This is a genomic window from Methylobacillus pratensis (assembly GCF_054072455.1).
This window is the reverse complement of the sequence record NZ_JBSUSR010000001.1, coordinates 554,648-574,854: the sequence shown is the minus strand read 5'-3', so window position 1 is coordinate 574,854 and position 20,207 is coordinate 554,648. Positions and strand designations below refer to the sequence as shown.

Below are 20,207 nucleotides of genomic sequence, written 5' to 3'. Positions count from 1 at the left end.
GGACAGCTTAATTTTGTGCCGGGTACTGAATCATCTTGTTTTTCCAGAAAAAAAGCACGCCGCTCAATAGCCGTCGTCAAGCCGAACCTGAAGCCACCCCTGGCATCGTCAAGGAAGCCTGGTGGCTTGTCTTGGTCGTCGTCGGCCTTTATCTCGCCTTAATCTTATTCACCTACCACAGTACCGACCCTTCATGGTCGCATAGCACCAGCGACGGCGACGTGACGCAGAACGCAGGCGGGGCGCTGGGCGCCTGGCTGTCCGATATCCTGCTGTACCTGTTTGGCTTTTCCGCCTGGTGGTGGGTGATACTGGCGTTTTACGCCATGTGGCTGGTTTACCTGCGCCTCGAAGTCGTCGACGCCGAGCGCAAGCCATTGATCTGGCTCAACCTGGCCGGGTTCGCCATGTTGCTGCTGTCCTCGGCTGCATTGGAGGCAGGGCATTTTTACGCCATGACGGTGGAATTGCCGCTGGCCGCCGGCGGCATGCTGGGTTCCCTGGTGGATGCGGGCCTGCAGGCGATCTTGGGATTCGCGGGCTCTACATTGGTGCTGCTGTTGCTGCTTGCGGTGGGCTTCAGCCTGTTCACGGGCTGGTCGTGGATCGCGATTGCGGAAAAATTCGGCGCCGGACTGGAGTTCAGCTATCACTACATTATCGAGCGCTGGCAGGATTACCAGGACCGGAAGGTGGGCAAGGCCGCCGAGCAGCAGCGCAACGAGTTCGTGGGCAATGAGCGCAAGCGTACCGAGGACCGCCAGCCTGTACAGATCGAGGTGCCGCCTACGTTTGAGATCGTAAAAAGCGAGCGGGTGCAGCGCGAGAAGCAGACGCCGTTGTTCGAGACATTGCCGGATTCGCCGCTGCCGCCCTTGCATCTGCTGGATGAACCCAACGGCGTGGTGGAAGTACAGTCTGCCGAGACGCTCGAGTTTACTTCGCGCTTGATCGAACGCAAGCTCATGGATTTCGGCATCGAGGTCAAGGTAGTGACTGCATTGCCCGGCCCGGTGATCACGCGCTACGAAATCGACCCGGCAGCAGGGGTCAAGGGCAGCCAGGTTGCCAATCTCTCCAGGGACTTGGCACGCGCCTTGTCCGTGGTCAGTGTGCGCGTGGTGGAGACGATCCCGGGCAAAACCTACATGGGCCTGGAAATCCCCAATCCCAAGCGCCAGATTGTCTATCTCTCCGAGATTCTCGGCTCGCAGGTGTATGCCGACGTGACTTCGCCGTTGGCGATCGCCATGGGCAAGGATATTTCCGGCAAGCCCGTGGTGGCCGACCTCGCCAAGATGCCGCACGTGCTGGTCGCGGGTACCACCGGTTCCGGCAAGTCGGTGGCGATCAACGCGATGATCCTGAGCCTGGTCTACAAGGCGGAACCCAGCAAGGTGCGCCTGATCCTGATCGACCCCAAGATGCTGGAACTGTCCGTTTACGACGCGATTCCGCATTTGCTGGCCCCGGTGATTACCGACATGCGCCAGGCGGGGAATGCGCTCAACTGGAGCGTGGCGGAAATGGAGCGGCGCTACAAGCTGATGTCCATGCTGGGCGTGCGCAACCTTGCTGGCTACAACCAGAAAATCCGCGATGCGGAAAAGGAAGGCAAGTCGATTCCGCATCCGTTCAGCCTGACCCCGGACGAACCCGAACCCTTGGAAGAGCTGCCGTTGATCGTCGTGGTGATCGATGAGTTGGCCGACCTCATGATGGTGGTCGGCAAGAAGGTGGAAGAGCCGATTGCGCGTCTCGCCCAGAAGGCCCGCGCCTGCGGCATCCACCTCGTGGTGGCGACCCAGCGTCCGTCGGTGGACGTTATCACCGGCCTGATCAAAGCCAATATTCCGACCCGCGTGGCGTTCCAGGTGTCGAGCAAAATAGACTCGCGCACCATTCTCGACCAGATGGGTGCGGAAGCATTGCTGGGCCAGGGCGACATGCTCTACCAGCCGCCCGGCACCAGCGACCCGCAGCGCGTGCACGGCGCTTTCGTTTCCGACCAGGAAGTGCACCGCGTGGTCGAGCACCTCAAGCAGCATGGCGAACCGAATTACATCGAGGGGATCCTTACCGGCGGCAGCGAGGATGGTGGCGAAGGCGGCGAGCTGGGGGAAAGCGGCGGCGAGGCAGACCCGCTCTACGACGAGGCCGTCGCCATCGTGCTCAAGTCGCGCCGCGCGTCCATTTCATCCGTCCAGCGCCAACTGCGCATCGGCTACAACCGCGCTGCGCGCCTGATCGAAGAAATGGAGCGGGCCGGACTGGTGTCTGCCATGCAGAGCAATGGCAATCGGGAAGTGATTGCACCGAACAACCATGATTAAGCATTGAAGGACTCAGCATGAGGTTTTTAGCAGCGGCATCGATGATGGCCGTATTGATCACACCCTGGACGGCGCACGCGGACGGTATCGAGTCGCTCAAGGCATTTTTCAAGTCCACCAGCGCCATGCGAGCGCATTTCCACCAGGTCGTCACCGATGCGCAGGGCAGCAAAGTGCAGGAAGTCGAAGGCAATATGCAGTTGCAGCGACCCGGCAAGTTCAGGTGGGATTACGACAAGCCTTATGTGCAGCAGATTGTGGGCGACGGCGAGAAGGTCTGGCTCTACGATCCCGACCTCAACCAGGTAACCGTGCGGGCGATGAGCAAGGCGATCGGCTCCAGCCCCGCCTCTCTGCTGGCCGGTGCGCAGGATGCCGAGCGCAACTTCACCTTGACTACCGTCAGCCGGGCGGACGGCCTTGAATGGGCGCAGGCGGTGCCCAAGGCGGAAGAGAGCGGCTTCGACAAGGTATTGCTCGGCTTCAAGGGCGACGAGTTGCAGAAGATGGAGCTGCACGATAGCTTCGGGCATACCACCAGCATCCAATTCAGCAAATTGCAGCGCAACCCTTCCATCGCCAACAGCCAATTCAAGTTTGTGGTACCTGCCGGAGCCGATGTGGTGGGCGAGTAAGTGACCGTATTCAAGCAATGTATGGCAGGCAGCAAGGCCGTATTGTACAGGGCCGCTTTCCACGGCATGGTGGGGGGGGCCTTGCTGTTGATGGGCGGAGCTGCGGCTTGCGCGCAGGATGCTGACTTGCTCGACAAGGCAGGCAGTCTGATAGCGAGCCGCGACTATGCTGCCGCATACGCCCTGCTGGAGCCGGTGGAGTCCGAGCATTCGGGCGACCCGGCGTATGACATGCTGTTCGGGCTGGCCGCGATTGACAGCGGGCATGTGACGCGCGGCGTGTTTGCGCTCGAGCGCGTGCTTGCGGTGCAGCCGGATAACGCCAACGCCAGGGCGCAGATCGCCCGCGCCTATTTCCTGCTGGGCGAACAAGAAGCCGCCCGTGCCGAATTCAGGAACGTGCTCAACCAACAACCGCCGGAAGACATGACCCGGGTGATCAATCGCTACATGAGCGCGATCGACAAGGCACAGGGGCTGACGACGACATTCTCGGCGTATCTTGAAGGCACGCTGGGCCATGATTCCAATGTGAACAGCGCTACCGGGGTTTCTTCGGTGGCAATTCCCTTGTTCGGCGGGCAAATCATCCTTGATCTTGACCGGGCATCCCGTGAGACTGGCGACAATTACATGAATCTGGCCGGCGGCGTCTCGTTCCGCACACCATTGGCGGAGCGGCTCACTTTGTTTGCCGGCGTCAATGCTTCGCAACGGTTGAACAATCACGAGGATGAGTTCGCGATCGGGATGCTTGATGCCAACGTCGGACTCAGCTACCGTAAGTATCGCGATACTTACACTGTGGCGGCGCAGGCGACTCATCTGAGCCTGGATAAGCAGATATATCGCCGCACCCATGGCATCAACGCCCAGTGGCAGCGGGATATTAACAACAAGAACCAGGTCAACCTGTTTGCGCAATTGTCCCGCCTTGAATATCCTGATAACGATATTCGGGATGCGGATCGCTATGTGGCAGGGGGCGGCTGGGCGCATGTGTTCGATGGCGACCTGACGCCGCTGCTATTTATCAGCGGATATGCAGGCCGGGAGGAAACGCGGGACAAGCGGTGGGATTTCCTCAGCAATCGCTTGTACGGCATCCGTGGGGGCGGACAATTGACGCTAAAGCCTAAACTGGTGGCGTTCACCACCCTGGGATACGAATACAGGACGCATGACGAGCAAGAGCCGTTGTTCTTGAAGGACAGGGCCGACAGGCAGTGGGACTTAAGTCTGGGCTTACGCTATTTGCCTGGGTACAATTGGGTCATAAAACCGCAACTGACTTATATTAGAAACGAGTCGAACATTGATCTCAACGACTTTGACCGCTATATGGTGTCGGTCAGCGTCCGCCGTGAGTTCAATTGGTAATGGAGGGCTATTGATGCAGATCGCGACGACAATCAGGATTGCACTGCTCGTGCTGGCCACTGCGGCGAATGCCACTGTCGCCATGGCGGCTGCGGGCAAGGTGGAGTTTGTGCATGGCGCGGCGAGCATTGTGGATCGTTTGGGCAATGCGCGCGAGGCCAGCAAGGGCAGCCAGTTCGATGAGGGAGAAACCCTGATCACGGCCGATGGCCGCATGCAGGTCAAGTTTATCGATGGCGGTTATATTTCCTTGCAGCCCAATACCAGCTTCAAGGTCGAGGAATATCACTACAACGGTCGTGAAGACGGCAGCGAGCGCGGCATCTTCCGCCTGGTCAAGGGAGGCCTGCGTGCCATTACCGGCGTCATCGGCCATGCCAACAAGCCGAATTACCGCATGGATACGCCGGTTGCCACTATCGGCATACGTGGCACCGAGTTCACCGTCTCGCTCGACGATGCGCAAAAGCTGTTGGTCAAGGTGGGTGACGGTGCGGTGTTCATGCAGAACGACATAGGCAATCTCGTGCTATACAAGGGGCAGGCTGGGGAAGTGTCCAGCGCAGGCAGCCGTCCGGGCTACTCCGAAGTCTTGCCGGTACTGGTCGCAGCCGGCCCGCAACAAGGTACGTTCCAGGACACCCTGGAAGAGAAGCATGCATCGGATGCCAGTGAAAAAGGGTTTGCCAACGCCGATATCAGGAGCGATCAGGGTCTGCCTTGTGCTCTGTTGGATTGTATTGCCCTAAAGGAACCGATAACGCCATCGCCGGATGATTCCTCATTACCGCCGTTGCCGGGTGATTCTATTGCGTCACAGATTGTCCAGGCGAATGCAGGCCGGATGACAGGTAGCTGGAATGGCAGCGGCGAGGTACAAGGAAAATTCCTCGGATTCGATCTGCCATTGACTGCAACCGGCAAGCTCGATGTGAATTTCAGCAACTATCAGGCTTCCTTCAATGTCGGGCTCTCCGGGTTGGCTGGCATTGTGAGCTTGAGTACTGTGCAGGATGCTATCGGTACCTTGCAGTCTGACGGCAGTTTTAGTTTCAGCGATGGCCGCATGAGTGGCATAGGATGCACGCTAAACTGCACATTGACAGTACATTGGGGGCAGTTGTCTGGCGATAGCCTTGAAGGTGCCCGGGTGAATTTCACGGTCAGTGACCTGCTTAACCTGATTGCCCTGAGTCGACAGACGCTGGAATTGCAAGGAGGCCTGGTGCCACCGCAATAGTGTCATCTCCATTAAGTCTTAATCGCGTTGCTTATCATCCATAACAGGTACTTCTTTGACCGGACTATTCGAACCCGTTGCTCCCCAAGCCCCGCTGGCAGAGCGCCTGCGCCCTAAGTCACTGGATGAAGTGGTCGGGCAAAAGCACCTGCTGGGTGAAGGCAAGCCTTTGCGCTTGGCTTTCACCTCGGGCAAGTTGCCCTCGATGATCCTGTGGGGGCCGCCAGGGGTGGGCAAGACCACGTTGGCCAGGCTGATTGCCAATACCGCGGATGCCGAATTCATTCCTTTGTCCGCCGTGCTGGCCGGGATCAAGGACATTCGCGAAGCTGTGGAGCGTGCCGAGCATACCTTGCAGCAACGCGGCCGCCGCACCATCTTGTTCGTCGATGAGGTGCACCGCTTCAACAAGGGCCAGCAGGACGCTTTCCTGCCTTTTGTTGAGAGCGGCCTGATTACCTTCATCGGCGCCACCACCGAAAATCCTTCGTTCGAGGTCAACAGCGCTTTGTTGAGCCGGGCGCAGGTATTTGTGCTCAATGCCTTGTCCGAGGACGAGTTGAAACAATTGCTCGAGCGCGGCAAGCAGGAAATGCAACTGGACATCCCCTTGACGCCGGACGTTGTGGAGCAGGTGTTGGGCTATGCGGATGGCGACGCCAGGCGGCTGCTCAATTTTGCCGAAGGCCTGTTCAATGCAGCGATCGCGGCTGGGGTGCCGGAGATCAATGCCGAATTCCTGCAGTCGACCATGGCGAGCAAGCTGCGCCGGTTCGACAAGGGAGGCGAGGCTTTCTACGACCAGATATCCGCCCTACATAAATCCGTGCGCGGCTCCAACCCGGATGCGGCCTTGTACTGGTTCCTGCGCATGCTGGATGGCGGGGCCGATCCGCTTTATCTGGGCCGCCGCATCGTGCGCATGGCGGTCGAGGACATCGGCATCGCCGACCCGCGCGCGCAGACCATGGCGCTGGAAGCCTGCCAGATTTACGAACGCCTGGGGTCGCCGGAGGGAGAGCTGGCATTGTCCAATGCCGTGATCTACCTGGCGGTGGCGGCCAAGAGCAATGCGGCCTACATGGCTTACAACCAGGCCAAGGCCTTTGTCGCCAGTGACAAGTCGCGCCCCGTGCCCCTGCACCTGCGCAACGCGCCGACCAAGCTCATGAAGGCATTGGACTACGGCAAGGAATACCGTTATGCGCACAACGAGCCGAACGCTTACGCCGCCGGGGCAACCTATATGCCGGACGGCATGGAGGAGCCTGGCTGGTATCAGCCGACGTCAAGAGGCTTGGAAGGCAAGATCGCAGCAAAGCTTGCGCTGCTGAGAAAGTGGGACGAGGAGGCCGGCAAGAAATGAGTTTGTCCGACAGTTAAAATCGACGAAGGTGCTATATGCTCTGGCGCTTCTCAGCTAACAATACCCACCTTTACCCAGGCGCATTTCTACGCTGCCTGGATAATTCCAGTGACATGCGCTTGAGCCAAGGCGATGAGCTGTTGGTGGAATTCAGCGATGGCGTGACCGTAAGCGGGCAGTTGTCGCACGCCGATGCGGATGCCGCGACGCTGCAATTGCCCACTTATCGGACAAGGCAAGGGACGGATGTGGCCGCGCGAACATGGCGCATTGTCCCTGGCGACGAGCCAGGTTTGATGCATGTGAAGAAACGTTTGCCATGAAGCCTGGGTGCTTGGAAATATCCCCGATTTCCTCCTTGCTTCTGACCAATAACGCCAGGCGTTGGAACGACCTCCCTCACAAAGTTTCGACTTGAAGTAAAATGTGCAAGAAATTAGGGGCGTAGAGCGAAATGGTGCCTGCCGTGCCAATACAATAATTCAGCGTGCATCTGCACATTTGCAATCAATACCAGGAATTTCCATGTTAGATATCCAGCAGTTACGCAATGACCTCGATAATGTCGTGGCGCGTCTTGCCAGCCGCGGCTTTGCCTTTGATACCGACGCTTTCACGGCGCTGGAAAATGAACGCAAGACGGTGCAGACCCGCACCCAGGACTTGCAGGCCAAGCGCAATGCCACTTCCAAGCAGATCGGCATTGCCAAGTCCAGGGGCGAGGACGTGGCGCCCATCATGGCCGAGGTGGCTGGACTGGGGGCGCAGTTGAAGGAGGACGAGGAGCGGCTATCGGCGATACAGGCGGAATTGCAGCAGTTGCTGCTTAGCGTGCCCAACCTGCCGCATGAAAGCGTGCCCGCGGGCACGTCGGAAGAGGACAATGTCGAAGTGCGCCGGGTTGGTACGCCGCGCAGTTTTGATTTCGAAATCAAGGACCACACGGACATCGGCACGCCGCTGGGGCTGGATTTCGACACCGGCGCCAAGCTGGCCGGCGCGCGCTTTACCCTCATGCGCGGCCAAATCGCCCGCCTGCACCGCGCGCTGGCGCAGTTCATGCTGGATACGCAGACGGAAAAGCACGGCTATACCGAATGCTACACGCCCTACATCGTCAATGCGGACACGCTGCGCGGCACCGGGCAACTGCCCAAGTTCGAGGCTGACCTGTTCGCTGCACAGAAGGGCGGCCAGGAGGGCGACAGCAACGAGGCGCTTTACCTGATCCCGACTTCCGAGGTGACGCTGACCAACACCGTGCGCGACGAAATCGTGGCGCTGGACAGCCTGCCGATCAAGCTCACGGCGCATACGCCATGCTTCCGCTCCGAAGCCGGCTCGTACGGCCGCGATACGCGCGGCATGATACGCCAGCACCAGTTCGACAAGGTGGAAATGGTGCAGATTACGCATCCCGAGCGCAGCTATGAAGCACTGGAAGACATGGTCAGCCATGCGGAGCATGTGCTTCAGGCATTGGAACTGCCGTATCGCGTCGTGTTGCTGTGCACCGGGGATATGGGTTTTGGCGCGGCCAAGACCTATGACCTGGAAGTCTGGCTGCCTGCGCAGAATACCTACCGCGAGATTTCCTCCATATCCAACTGCGAGGCGTTCCAGTCACGCCGCCTGCAGGCGCGTTTCCGCAATGAAGGCGGCAAGCCCGAGTTGCTGCATACGTTGAACGGTTCAGGCCTTGCCGTGGGCCGTACCCTGGTGGCCGTGCTGGAGAACAACCAGCAGGCGGACGGTAGCGTGGTCGTGCCTGAAGTACTGCGCCCTTACATGGGCGGGCTGGAAGTCATCAACGCCCAGAGCTAGCAATCCTTCGTAAATTGATGCCACCGCGAGCGATTGCTCGCGGGAGTATCAATGTTCCTCTTTCTCCTGGCTCAATGTCTCGATCAGGGCAATCTGCATGCGGTAGTGCAGTATCACGAACCAGCGCCAGAGCAGGGCGACCAACCCTGCGACAATCAACAGCACCACGATCCAGACGTCCAGCGGCGGCATGATGCGATGGCTCAACGCCAGGATCAGCAATGCCATGCCAACCACGGCCAGCACGTTGATCGCCTTGGCGATGAAACGCTGTACTCGGCCGCAATCATTTCCCGTCATGCCTTGTGTAGTATGGTCGGCAAGCAGCAGGCCGAGGGATTGCAGCTTCCTGAAGGCCGCGATCAGGAAAGGCGCTGCCAGCAGCAATGCCGAACCCCAGGTGAGAGCTTGCTGCCACATGATGTCGCGCATGGGGGACGGCAGGCCGATCAGGTAGACATTGACCAGCCACGCGGCTCCCAGGAAGAGCGCGCTGACCATGCACAGGTTGACGAACACTTGCAGCAGCAGTTTGCGGTAAATGCCAGCGAGGATGGCGCTGTCGCTGTCCGGGGCATGGTTGTTGGAGGCGAGCCAGTCGCTATACAGCCGGAAAAATTGTGCAATCCTGGCCGGCATGTTGCGGGCCAGGGTGCTGGACAGCGGATCAGCGGCCTTGATGAGATAGGGCGTGGTGAGCGTGGTAATGACGGAAGCGGCCACGGCGATCGGGTAGAGGAACGAGCTGGTGACGCCGAGCGTCAGGCCCAGGGCGGCGATGATGAACGAGAACTCGCCGATCTGCGACAAGCCCATGCCCACGCGCAAGGAGGTGCGCCCATCGTTGCCAGCCGCCATGGCGCCCAGGGTGCAGGCGAAGATCTTGCCGAAGATGATCACCAGGATGACCACGATCACGGGTTCGGCATATTCGATGATGATGGCAGGGTCGAGCATGAGTCCGATGGCGACGAAGAAGATCGCGCTGAACATGTCGCGGATCGGCATGATCAGCCGCTCGATGGCCCGGATGCGGCGCGATTCCGCCATGATCGCGCCGATCATGAAGGCGCCGAGCGCCACGCTGTAATCCAGCTTCATGACCAGCAGGCAGAAGCCGAAACACAAGCCGAGGATGGTGATCAGCAGCATTTCGTCGCGCTTGAAGCTGGCGACATATTCGAGCAGCTTGGGTACGAGGATAATACCGAGCACCAGGGCGACCACCATGAACAAGGTGAGATTGGAAATGGTGATCGCGGCATCCAGGGTGGATACCTGCCCGGTGGCCGCAATGCCGGAAAGTAGCGCGATGATGCCGATACCGAGGATATCCTCGACGATCAGCACGCCGAAGATCATCTGGGCAAAGCGTTCGTGCTTCATGTTGAGCTCGTCGAGTGCCTTGACGATGATGGTGGTCGACGAAATCGCCAGCATGGCGCCGAGGAAGATGGAGTCCATGGATTTCCAGCCAAAATAGCTGCCTATCTCGTAGCCCAGCCAGACCATCACGACGATTTCCACCAGTGCCGCCACCACGGCGGTGGCGCCTACCGCCCGCAGCTTGCGCAGGCTGAACTCCAGCCCGAGCGAAAACATCAGGAACACGATGCCCAGCTCGGCGAGGATCTCGATCGTGTGGTTGTCGTGCACCATGGAGAAGGGCGGTGTATGCGGGCCCAGGATCAGCCCGGCAAGGATGTAGCCAAGCACCACCGGCTGCTTCAGGCGGTGGAAGATAATCGTGACCATGCCTGCCACCAGCATGATGACAGCCAGGTCCTGTATGAAGGCGGCGGCGTGCATAATCGTATAATTCTCTATTGTAGAGACATGACTGGAGCAAAGAGGGCGTCATGTTGTTATTGTATGGGACTGACTGGGAGCCGCTAACAAAACCCTTCTGGCGTCTGTACTCTCATGCGGCGGAGCCTAGCCAGAATCGCTTTGCCGAGTTTTGTTAGCGGCTCTTAGTCCTATTCTATAACGATCCCGGCAGGGTCAAGGGCAGGATAAAGCCTGATTCCGCTGTTTATTCCTGGCTAAGCGTATTGCCGAAGCCGTTCAGGCTTGCTACCTCGAAGCTCGGGAAGATGGGCGTATGCCGGGGTTCGCGCCGCGCCAGTATCTTGTGGTAGGTGCGTACGGATTCCACAAACACGACAGGCGCGCCACCGCGCGCAAAACCGTATTTGAGCGTTGAAAAATGCTCTTCCTTGCTCAGCAACGGCAAGGCCTTTTTCACGTCCACCCACCGGTCAGGGTTGAGCTTCAACCGCTTTGCCAGGATACGAGCATCCTGCAGGTGGGCATAACCGATGTTGTAGGCCGCAAGCGCCATCCAGGTCCGGTCCGGTTCATGTACGCTGTCCGGGATCAAGTCCTTGAGCATAAGCACATACCGTGCCCCGGCAATGATGCTCTGGCGCGCATCCAGACGGTCGGTGACGCCCAGCCTGTCGGCGGTCTCCTCCGTCAGCATCATCATGCCCCGCACATTGGTGGGCGATGTGTTGAACCTGTCCCAGTGCGACTCCTGGTATGCAATTGCGGCCACCAGTCGCCAATCCAGGCCAGTCAGCTCCTGGGCTTCATGGAACAAGCGCCTGTATTGAGGCAGCAAGGTTTCTGAACGCTGCATGAAGGTGGTGACGTCAACCGGCTTCAGGCGGTCGGCATGACCATAGTAGCGGTCGATTAGGTTGCGCAGCGTGCCGTCCTGGCTGATGCGCGTAAAAAACGCGTTGGCCTTTTCATACAGCCATTTGTCGCCGGTTTTCGGAAAGGCCCAGGCCACTTGCTCGGGCTTTCCCAGTGTCAGGCTTGCACCAAGGTTGGGATAATAGTTCTGTACCAGTGCAATCAAGTGCCCGTCTGCCACGGTGAAATCCAGCTCGCCTTCGGCAACCTGGGCCATCAGCTCGTCGGAATTCGCATTGGGGGTCTCCGTCCAGCTAAGCTGCGGCTCATGCTCCTTCAAGCGTTGCAGGCGTTCCGAGTAGCTGGTGCCAGATGAGACGGTAATCTGCCTGCCCAGCAGTTCCTTGATATTTTTTGGCGCTTTTGTCAGCTCGCTGTTAAAGACAATTTGCTGCTGCACTTTCTGGTAGGGCAGGGTAAACCTCACCAAATGCTCACGCGTATGGGTAATGCTGAGGTCCGCAGCCGCAAAATGCGCTTTGTGCTTGAGCAGCGCGGGAATCACCTGCGAGATATTATTGACGACGAGGAATTTGACACTGTACTCAGGACCGAGCTCACGTACGAAGTTGCGCACCAAGTCGTGCTCGAGCCCGGCATATTGGTTGTTGCCGCTGTAGTAGTACGTACTTGGCCCATTGTGGGTGACCACAATGATTTCCTTGGTGGTGCGCGGGTCTGCCAGCGGTTTAGGCGCTTCCTTACAGCCCATGAGCAAGAGCGCTAATAAAAAGATAACCAGTGAACGCATCCGGTCAAGTTTCCTAAAGATTGCTGTCTTTGTCCAGTCTGAGCATCTTTTAGTTCTTGTCCGCAAATGAAAATACTTGCATTGCTTTTATTTAACAACGAGTTAATACGCTACAAACAAAAAAGGCTGCGGAAACCGCAGCCTTGAAAACTGGATTGCTGATTAAGCGAACTTGCTTGCGCTCTTGCGGCTGCGAGCAGCAAAACCAACCAAACCAAGGCCCAATGCCAGCATGCCATAGGTGGATGGCTCAGGAACCGCAGCGGTGAACGTCAGGTTGCCGCCGTAGGATGCCTTGGCATCCGGAGTGGAGGCAATACCGGCAATACCACTGATTGTCAGCGTATAAGTGCCTGCGGAAAGATTGCTGGCAGAGAATGTCCATGTGTTAGTAGTGCTGGATCCGCCAACAAAATTGTAAACCAAGGATGTTTCAACACTGGATCCACCAGAAAGAACAGCACTGGTAATGTCAAAACCTGAGAAAACAATTGAGCCAACAGTCAGGTAAGTGGAACTAGCGGAACCTGTAATATCGGTAGGTTCAGCAAGTGTAAATGTGAAAACGTCAGTATAAGTACCAGAAGCAGCGAAGTTGTTGCCAAAATAGGCTTCACCGTCAGTGATGACAAATGTTGGAGCAGCGAACGCGCTGGTTGCAGCCAGTGATGCCAGGCCGAAGGCCAGTTGCAACAGCACTTTTCTTGAATGTAGTAGCTACATTATAAACTCCTAAAAAATTTAAGTATGGACAACTAAGGTCAAGCTTCTATTGAATTTATTGTCAGCCTGTGGAACGGATATTCACTGATCTCGCGATGGCGCTCAATAGGGAGAATGGACTAAATAGTCTGATCGGACTAGAGACGAAGAATCCAACGTAATACAGGGATTGGACTAGTATTGCAGAGATAGGGTAGCGGATGGCGGAGAGGGAGGGAAGCGATTTTCCGTTAAAAAACACAGTAAAATCAACACCCTAAAACAGTGCCATACATAGCCAATAGTCATTTATGTATAACGGCTTGTGACCTGCTGATATGGTAATTCAAACCACTGCTGTTGTCAGCATTTCATACATTAGGAATGCATGGGTTGAGCGATTAGCTTGACGCCCAGTGCTTTGCACACTCGCGTAATCGTATCGAAGCGCGGTTGCGCGTCAGCACGCAGCGCACGATACAAGGCTTCACGCGTCAGGCCAGAAGTCTTGGCGATTTCCGTCATGCCGCGAGCGCGCGCGACTGTCCCGAGCGCATGCATCAACTCGGCTGAATCTCCCTCTTCGAGCACAATGGTCAGATACTCGGCAATGGCTTGTTCATCAGGCAGATGCTCTGCCATATCGAATTCGGGTAATTCAGAGATTTTGATTGTCTTGGTCATGATTTAATCCTCAAGAAGACCTGCCAACTGGATAGCCTTGGCGATGTCATTGGACTGGGTAGATTTACTTCCACCACCCAACATGATGATCAATACTTCGCCGTGCTGAATATAGTACATACGCCAGCCGGGACCAAAGAACTCTCGCATTTCCCAGACTCCCTCACAGGTTTGACATCGCCCAGATTGCCTCGCGATGCTTTTTCAAGTCTGCGAGCCAAGCGCAGACGTGTCATGCTGTCTTTGATACCATCCAGCCAGGTGCTGAATTCAGGAAGTGGCTTGATCGTGTACATAAAGAAAGTGTAATCATTTGATTACACTTAGTCAATATTGCCGGTCGAAATGCTTTATCAAAAGTGCCACGCTAATGAGAAAAGCTGACCTAGAAGGCCGACTGAGCATGTGGTATCGGCTATGATCATATTTTTACAAAAAAAGTAATTAATTTAACAATTTCCATTATTGGTATAATGTCAAGTAATCTTTTAAAAATCCGAGCAATCAATGGCAGCCAGCACTTTGCATTCGAAGAGCTTTGTTGCCAACTTGCTGCGCTCGACCCGCGACCTTCCAATGCAAAATTCATAAGAAAAGGGCCGGGAGCGGATGCCGGAGTTGAATGCTATATCCGATATGCCGATGGATCCGAAGCAGGCTGGCAGGCTAAGTTTTTTGATGAGTTCGGAAATTCGCAACTGACCCAATTAACCGAATCCTTTAATCAGGCAATTGTTAAGCACCCTCAGCTTTCTTTCTATTTTGTTTGCTTACCCATTGATCTAAAGGATGGCCGTGTTGGCCGGGGGAAAACAGAGGGGCAGCGATGGAGCGACTGGCGTGATGCCAGACTAGCGGAATTAAGCGGACGGACGATAGACATTCAACTTTTGCAAGCAACCGATTTGCGGGAGCGACTCTACCGAAACGACCCAAATTACGCTGGTCGAATGTTGTTCTTTTTCGACGAACATCATCTGACTCCTGGCTGGTTCCAAACTCACTTTAAAAGTTCGTGTGACATTCTCGGAGCGCGTTACTCCCCTGCATTTCATGTGACGCTCCCGATTCGGAAAGCACTCAGTGGTATCGCGCGCGACGGAAAACTCGACGAGGCTAGAGATATCTGGATTGCGAAGCTTCGCAAACAAATCCGATCACTTGAGTCCACTCTTCTTCATGCCGGATTGGAGCCAGTGGCTTGCAAACAGGCGAGCCGATATGGAGATGTAGTGGTCAGCGAATTAGCTGGGGACTACTCGCCCTCAGACAGTTATCCACTAGATTGCTGGCAAACCGCTTTGAAGGAATTTTCAAAACAGTTGTGGCTACTCGCTGAACAGTGCTGGGAACTCCCAAAAGAAGAAAAAGCTAAGGATCGGGTTACTTTCGCGCTGAGGCAACTCTCTGAATTACGAAGCTTGGTCGACGAAATCAATGAAGAATTTTCTGATACTCCCTGGCAGTTGGCTAATAAGCAGGCCGTTTTGCTATATGGCGATGCAGGTGTCGGGAAATCTCACCTGTTGGCTGATGTCGCAAGCGATACATTGAACGCGGGTAGGCCAGCCATACTACTGATAAATAGCCAGTTCTTCCTGAGCAATCCTCGCTCTCAGATTTTGCAATTGCTTGATCTGAACGACGTCGGGTTCACCTCATTTCTTGGTGCCTTGGATGCGGCCGGTCAAGCAAGAGGTTGTAGGGCGCTTTTGATGATTGATGCTTTGAATGAGAGACATGGCATTGAATTGTGGCAAGAGCACTTGGCTGGCCTCATTAGCGAAATATCCAAATTTCACCATCTAGCGTTAGTCGTCTCTTGCCGCACGACCTATCTTGAATCGCTGTTATCGGAAAGTTCGTACCTCAGGAACCATCTTGCACACATCGAACATCATGGCTTTGCCGATGGCGGTGGGCAAGCCGCGAGAGCCTACTTAGCCATTCGAAAGATTGTTCGCCCAAGTGTTCCGCATCTACTGCCAGAGTTCAATAACTCACTGTTCTTAAAGACATGTTGCGATACTCTTGAACGAGAAGGAATGCAAGCTTTTCCGCAAGGGCTTCACGGGGTTACTCAGTACTATGAGTTTTACATCCGCTCTCTCACCCAGCAGGTAGAGCGGCGCATGAAGCTTGATTCGCGTCAACGCATTGTCGAGCGGGCACTTAACGCTTTTGTCGGGCAGCTAATCAACAAATGGCCAGATTTTCTTTCCGTGGCTGACGTAATTCAATGCTTTGACTCTATTCTTCCCTCGATGGGGCAAAGTGATCGTAGTCTCCTTACGGAGTTGGAGCATGAAGGTGTTCTAACAGTTGAGGTGATGCCGAACCAGAGTGGTTCGTATGACGAGCAGGTTCGATTTACGTTTGAGCGATTTGGCGATTTCCAGATCGCACTTAATCTACTTGACTGTCAGCAATCCGGCGGTTACGCGCTTTCGTTATTTGACGAAACCTCACCTTTGGGGGAACTCCTTAAACGAGACGATTTATATCTCTATGCTGGCATCCTTGAAGCGCTTGCGATATTGCTACCTGAAAAAGTTGACTTAGAGCTTCCTGACTTGGCTAGTACCGACGATTGGACGATTCGGAACGCGTTCTTAAATAGCCTCCTCCTGCGGAAGCAAAGTCATTTCACGACGAGAACCCGTGAGCTAATTATTGGTTATTCCGACTCATACGAGGATCATTGGATGGATGCACTGGTATCCATCACGAGCGAACCGGATAACTCGTTCAATGCGAAGTACCTGCATGAGAGACTGGCTCAACTCACCATGCCTGAGCGCGATGCTCAGTGGTCCATTGATATTGCCGAGATGAGCATGAGCGAAGGCTCTCCTCTAGATAATGTGATTTCGTGGGCCTTGGATGCAGGCTTTGAGCCTATTGAGCCAGAGCGTGCCGAGTTAGCGTCAATTTTTCTTGCGTGGCTACTTGCAACATCCAATCGAACAATACGAGATCGCGCGACAAAGGCTTTATCGAGCCTTCTTTCGAGGCGTCTTCAATTAGCACAGTCATTAATTGAGAAATTCCGCCAAGTAGATGATCTGTACATTCATGAGCGAGTACTTGGCGCTTGCTACGGCGCAACATTACAGGCGTTGGATCTGACAGGGTTAGATCAATTAGTAGCTACTGTATTTGAGTGGCAGTTTGCGCATCGGCGTCCAAGCCTGCATCTACTTCTACGCGACTACGCGAGAGGTATTTGCGAGTATGGCGCATATAAAGGCGTGCTGCCTGAGGAAAAAATTGCTTTCGCGCGGCCTCCATACGTGAGCAGTTGGCCCATTGAGTATGTATCCAAAAATGATCTGGCAAAATATACGGATGACCATAATGGGCATATCTTTCGAGATGAAATTACGTCATCTGCGGGAAGCGAATGGACGGGAGATTTTGCGAAGTATGTAATTGCACCTGCGGTCCACCATTGGACGGCTACCCCGCTTAAAGAGACAAAGGCCAAATCTCCTAGCGAAAGCTGGTTGCTTTTCTGTGAAGAGATTGTACAAAGGCGAACACCCGAGGCTGCGAAAGCACTTAACCAGCTATTGTGCTTTAGTGTCGACCTGGCGACCAAACGTCGGGATGAGGGATCCTTAAATCGAAAGTCTCCATCCATAGCTGAGTCTGTGCAAATCGAAATCACAAGCGTTGATGACAAAGCTTGGGAAAAAAGGAAGGAAACCGAAAAAGTTTTCAAAGAAATGGAGGAGGCCTTTCTCTCCACCTTGTCATCTGAAGATAGGTATTCCTATCGAACACAGGCGAGAGGCTATTTTTTCAGTTTGATGTTTGGGGGGCGGTTTGAGCGTCCCGCTCCCTTTGACGAAAAGCTTGCTCAGCGCTGGGTTACGAAACGAGCCCACGATATAGGTTGGAGTAAGGAACTGCATGGAAAATTTGATCGCCACGTTGGAAGCGGTCGCGGTCGGTCAAACAAGCATATAGAGCGCATTGGAAAGAAATACCAGTGGTTAGCGTTGTATGAGCTTCTCGCACGGATGGCAGATAATCTGATCTTTCGCAGCTCATACAGCGACGATAATCAGTCCTACGTGGGACCCTGGCAGACGTGGGACAGGGATTTAGATCCTTCGCTGCTTATCAGCAAAACAATGGATGATGGATGGAAACAGCATCCCGCTGTATGGTGGTCTCCGATTGCTGTACGACTGAAACATCTCTCCAAAGACGAACAACGCTTATGGTTGAATAATGATCAAGATCAGCTAAATAGTCCGTTGCTGCTCGATGTCATCGACCCAGAATCGCAAAGGCAATGGCTCGTTCTTAGGAGCTTCCGGAATCACGATACACCATATGGTGCCGGACCACACACGGATTCGTGGTGTCGAATATGGTGTGTAGTGACCAAGAAGGAACATCAAAATCGTCTAGTTAATGCATTGGGAAAGCACGCCTTGATCGATTCGAACGCTTTCCCGGACGCAGCAGATTTAAATCATGCTTTTGTTGGAGAGTATCCGTGGCATCCTGCCTGTTCGATGGACAGTGACTGGACTTCACTTGATAACTACTACGGCTACCGCCTAAAGGTGCTCCCGACTGTCGCTCATTACGAGGCTGAGTCCACTGGGCGAGACAAATCGCTAGACGACCATGTCCGGATTTATTTGCCAGCTCCTTGGATAATTCGGGAGCTTGGAGTTGGGCTAACTAATGGACGCTCGTTAGGCTTCACTTCTAGTTCTGGCAAAATATTATTCAAAGATCCATCTATCAGCGAAGGTGGGCCGAGCGCCGCTCTCGTCGATAAGCAAGTTTTTCTCGATTTTCTTGATAAAGAGAATTTGACTCCTGTTTGGGTAATTGCTGGGGAAAAAGGAGCATATGGTGAGGGAGATGGCGATTTCGTTGGTCGTCGCGTTCACTCATTTGTTTATACGCTTACTCCAGAGCGGAAGATCGTATGTGCTAAGGAAATTATTGAATTAGAGCTTCCTCGGTAATCCTCTCACTACCTCGGAGGGGTAGAGCAATTTTATGTAACTCACCCCCTCAACAACTCAAAACACCTTCTGCCCCTTATCCACATAAGGGATTGCTCCGGCCAATTCATCGGTGCCTCCCTGAACTGTTGATGCCACAGCTTTCTCGCTTCCTTGAGGATGCTCATCTCCTGCAACCTCACGCCATTGAAGCCCGGCATGCGTAGCATATCGGCAATCTCAGCTTCCAGCTGTTCCGCGCGGGTCGCATGAATGCGGTTTTTAGGGATCCGTCCTGAGGCCAGTCCCGTGATGCGTTCATGCAAGTGTGTGTAGTACGGCTTCTGCATTTCCCAGGTGAGATGCCACTGTCCGCCATATGCCCTGGGGCGTTGTCGGTGTACCAATACAAATTGCTGTTGCCAACGTAAGCGTCCATGCTTGTCATGTGCATCCTGAATGGCGGTGTATTCCTCCTCGAAGACACTGCCCGTCCCCGGTGTAATCAACAGCCACCACAGCACATGCGTGACCGGTTGATCCTGTCCTGGTACTTGCGAGTACATGATCAGCACGGTATTGGCCAGGCCTTGTTTCTTGTTGCGCCAACGGGTGCTATCACTGACGTCACACTGATAGCGTTCCTTGAACTTCCTTGCCAAGACTACTGCTTTCTCGATCGGGATCACGCCACTGATCCAGTAGCGATATCCTCTCTGCACCATCTCCATCAGATAACGCATGGTTTGGGCTTTGTTCACTGGAATGCGGGCATAAGGGATAGCAAGTGGTGCATGGTATGGCATTGACGGCTCCTGAATAGCAACTGGATATACCGTATAGCCACCGCATGGAAATAGAACAGATACCGTCACAATGACCTGGCATCAATCAGTGGCTAACTGATTGATGTTTATATGTGCTGTTAAAGCATGCGAAGCATACTACTAGAGATTCCATACAACAGACACCCAACTCCCGAGGGCTGTCCACCGTGGACAGCCATCGGACACATTGCGAACGTCCCGATCACTACTTCCCCATCGATACTTCCACAGCAAAAAAATCACCTCGCCAGCCGATTTCCGCCGACATGGTATCTATACAAGCGTAGGAACTAAGCAATGAGCACTGATTGCATCGGGAATCCATTGCGCCACCTCCTCCGCCAGTCACACTGGTCGGGGATGTGCGCCAACGCGTCCCCGACATGATCAAGGTTCAAGCAATGCGGTATGCCATACCGTGTTGTTCCACGCCGTAGCCGGATGCTCTTAATCGAGCTCGTCCGGCTGCAACGGGCGCTTCGGGGGCTATCCACCCCCGATTCGACCCAATCGACTTAGGTCGAGATTGGGCGACGTGGACACGGGTCCTCAGGTAACTGAGATCACCCTGCCAGAAGTGAAAGCAGGTCACCAGTCCTGCCATGGGGGTGCTGGAAACGGTACAACCATTGCCACAGCCGAAGGCGTCAGTATGTCAGTGATGATATAAGTGCATCGGGAGAAGTCTTGGATGCATGGCACTGTGGGGCGCAAGCTCTGCAGGTCGGCGAATAGCTTAAGCGGTCAAAGCACCGGTATCTTCGGTAACGAAGGTGTGGAGGTGCGATG

Annotated in this window: 14 protein-coding genes; 8 read left to right on the top strand and 6 right to left on the bottom strand. The window is 54.9% G+C overall.

What is annotated here, in order from left to right; all coding sequences use genetic code 11:
* Nucleotides 1-35: 35 nt before the first annotated feature.
* The 7 genes from ACW4YW_RS02560 (at nucleotide 36) to serS (ending at nucleotide 8,778) form a co-directional block, all read left to right on the top strand.
* The gene (locus tag ACW4YW_RS02560) at nucleotides 36-2,333 is read left to right on the top strand and encodes a DNA translocase FtsK (protein WP_457136117.1); all 2,298 of its coding nucleotides are present in this window, start codon (nucleotides 36-38) and stop codon (nucleotides 2,331-2,333) included.
* 17 nt (nucleotides 2,334-2,350) lie between these two features.
* A complete protein-coding gene (lolA, locus tag ACW4YW_RS02555) occupies nucleotides 2,351-2,968 on the top strand; it encodes an outer membrane lipoprotein chaperone LolA (RefSeq protein WP_457136116.1) in 618 nt (205 codons plus the stop codon).
* Nucleotides 2,969-2,989: 21 nt separating this feature from the next.
* Nucleotides 2,990-4,348 carry a surface lipoprotein assembly modifier gene (locus tag ACW4YW_RS02550; protein ID WP_457136115.1) on the top strand — a complete coding sequence of 453 codons (1,359 nt, stop codon included), beginning with the start codon at nucleotides 2,990-2,992 and terminating at the stop codon, nucleotides 4,346-4,348.
* Nucleotides 4,349-4,361: 13 nt separating this feature from the next.
* Nucleotides 4,362-5,588 (top strand): FecR family protein, encoded by a 1,227-nt coding sequence (locus ACW4YW_RS02545; RefSeq protein WP_457136114.1) that lies wholly within the window; start codon nucleotides 4,362-4,364, stop codon nucleotides 5,586-5,588.
* A gap of 55 nt (nucleotides 5,589-5,643) precedes the next feature.
* Nucleotides 5,644-6,954: a replication-associated recombination protein A gene (locus ACW4YW_RS02540; RefSeq protein WP_457136113.1), complete on the top strand. Its 1,311-nt coding sequence runs from the start codon at nucleotides 5,644-5,646 to the stop codon at nucleotides 6,952-6,954.
* Nucleotides 6,955-7,067: 113 nt separating this feature from the next.
* Nucleotides 7,068-7,277 (top strand): hypothetical protein, encoded by a 210-nt coding sequence (locus ACW4YW_RS02535; protein WP_457136112.1) that lies wholly within the window; start codon nucleotides 7,068-7,070, stop codon nucleotides 7,275-7,277.
* A gap of 202 nt (nucleotides 7,278-7,479) precedes the next feature.
* Nucleotides 7,480-8,778, top strand: a complete 1,299-nt coding sequence (gene serS, locus ACW4YW_RS02530; RefSeq protein WP_457136111.1) for a serine--tRNA ligase — start codon at nucleotides 7,480-7,482, stop codon at nucleotides 8,776-8,778.
* A gap of 48 nt (nucleotides 8,779-8,826) precedes the next feature.
* Here the strand turns inward: serS and ACW4YW_RS02525 are convergent, their stop codons facing one another.
* From ACW4YW_RS02525 to ACW4YW_RS02505, 5 genes are all read right to left on the bottom strand, one after another.
* Entirely contained in the window at nucleotides 8,827-10,587 is a 1,761-nt protein-coding gene (locus ACW4YW_RS02525; protein ID WP_457136110.1) for a cation:proton antiporter, read from the bottom strand.
* A 226-nt stretch (nucleotides 10,588-10,813) separates the two neighbouring features.
* Complete coding sequence (gene mltF, locus ACW4YW_RS02520) at nucleotides 10,814-12,232, bottom strand: membrane-bound lytic murein transglycosylase MltF (RefSeq protein WP_457136109.1); 1,419 nt, start codon at nucleotides 12,230-12,232, stop codon at nucleotides 10,814-10,816.
* A gap of 162 nt (nucleotides 12,233-12,394) precedes the next feature.
* Nucleotides 12,395-12,925 (bottom strand): FxDxF family PEP-CTERM protein, encoded by a 531-nt coding sequence (locus ACW4YW_RS02515; RefSeq protein WP_457136108.1) that lies wholly within the window; start codon nucleotides 12,923-12,925, stop codon nucleotides 12,395-12,397.
* Nucleotides 12,926-13,312: 387 nt separating this feature from the next.
* Nucleotides 13,313-13,618 carry an addiction module antidote protein gene (locus tag ACW4YW_RS02510; protein ID WP_457136107.1) on the bottom strand — a complete coding sequence of 102 codons (306 nt, stop codon included), beginning with the start codon at nucleotides 13,616-13,618 and terminating at the stop codon, nucleotides 13,313-13,315.
* A 3-nt stretch (nucleotides 13,619-13,621) separates the two neighbouring features.
* Nucleotides 13,622-13,816: a type II toxin-antitoxin system RelE/ParE family toxin gene (locus tag ACW4YW_RS02505; RefSeq protein ID WP_457136494.1), complete on the bottom strand. Its 195-nt coding sequence runs from the start codon at nucleotides 13,814-13,816 to the stop codon at nucleotides 13,622-13,624.
* Nucleotides 13,817-14,091: 275 nt separating this feature from the next.
* On the opposite strand from ACW4YW_RS02505, the gene ACW4YW_RS02500 reads away from it, so the two are divergent.
* Nucleotides 14,092-18,612 (top strand): hypothetical protein, encoded by a 4,521-nt coding sequence (locus tag ACW4YW_RS02500; RefSeq protein ID WP_457136106.1) that lies wholly within the window; start codon nucleotides 14,092-14,094, stop codon nucleotides 18,610-18,612.
* 41 nt (nucleotides 18,613-18,653) lie between these two features.
* Here ACW4YW_RS02500 and ACW4YW_RS02495 read toward each other — a convergent pair whose 3' ends face one another.
* Nucleotides 18,654-19,397: a hypothetical protein gene (locus ACW4YW_RS02495; RefSeq protein ID WP_457136105.1), complete on the bottom strand. Its 744-nt coding sequence runs from the start codon at nucleotides 19,395-19,397 to the stop codon at nucleotides 18,654-18,656.
* Between the last annotated feature and the right edge of the window lie 810 nt (nucleotides 19,398-20,207).

Excerpts from the sequence above, each read along its gene's own strand:
- ACW4YW_RS02550 (WP_457136115.1), top strand. The coding sequence starts at position 2,990 with ATGGCAGGCAGCAAGGCCGTATTGTACAGGGCCGCTTTCCACGGCATG.
- mltF (WP_457136109.1), bottom strand. The coding sequence starts at position 12,232 with ATGCGTTCACTGGTTATCTTTTTATTAGCGCTCTTGCTCATGGGCTGT.
- ACW4YW_RS02535 (WP_457136112.1), top strand. The coding sequence starts at position 7,068 with ATGCGCTTGAGCCAAGGCGATGAGCTGTTGGTGGAATTCAGCGATGGC.
- ACW4YW_RS02525 (WP_457136110.1), bottom strand. The coding sequence starts at position 10,587 with ATGCACGCCGCCGCCTTCATACAGGACCTGGCTGTCATCATGCTGGTG.
- lolA (WP_457136116.1), top strand. The coding sequence starts at position 2,351 with ATGAGGTTTTTAGCAGCGGCATCGATGATGGCCGTATTGATCACACCC.
- serS (WP_457136111.1), top strand. The coding sequence starts at position 7,480 with ATGTTAGATATCCAGCAGTTACGCAATGACCTCGATAATGTCGTGGCG.
- ACW4YW_RS02500 (WP_457136106.1), top strand. The coding sequence starts at position 14,092 with ATGTCAAGTAATCTTTTAAAAATCCGAGCAATCAATGGCAGCCAGCAC.
- ACW4YW_RS02545 (WP_457136114.1), top strand. The coding sequence starts at position 4,362 with ATGCAGATCGCGACGACAATCAGGATTGCACTGCTCGTGCTGGCCACT.
- ACW4YW_RS02510 (WP_457136107.1), bottom strand. The coding sequence starts at position 13,618 with ATGACCAAGACAATCAAAATCTCTGAATTACCCGAATTCGATATGGCA.
- ACW4YW_RS02495 (WP_457136105.1), bottom strand. The coding sequence starts at position 19,397 with ATGCCATACCATGCACCACTTGCTATCCCTTATGCCCGCATTCCAGTG.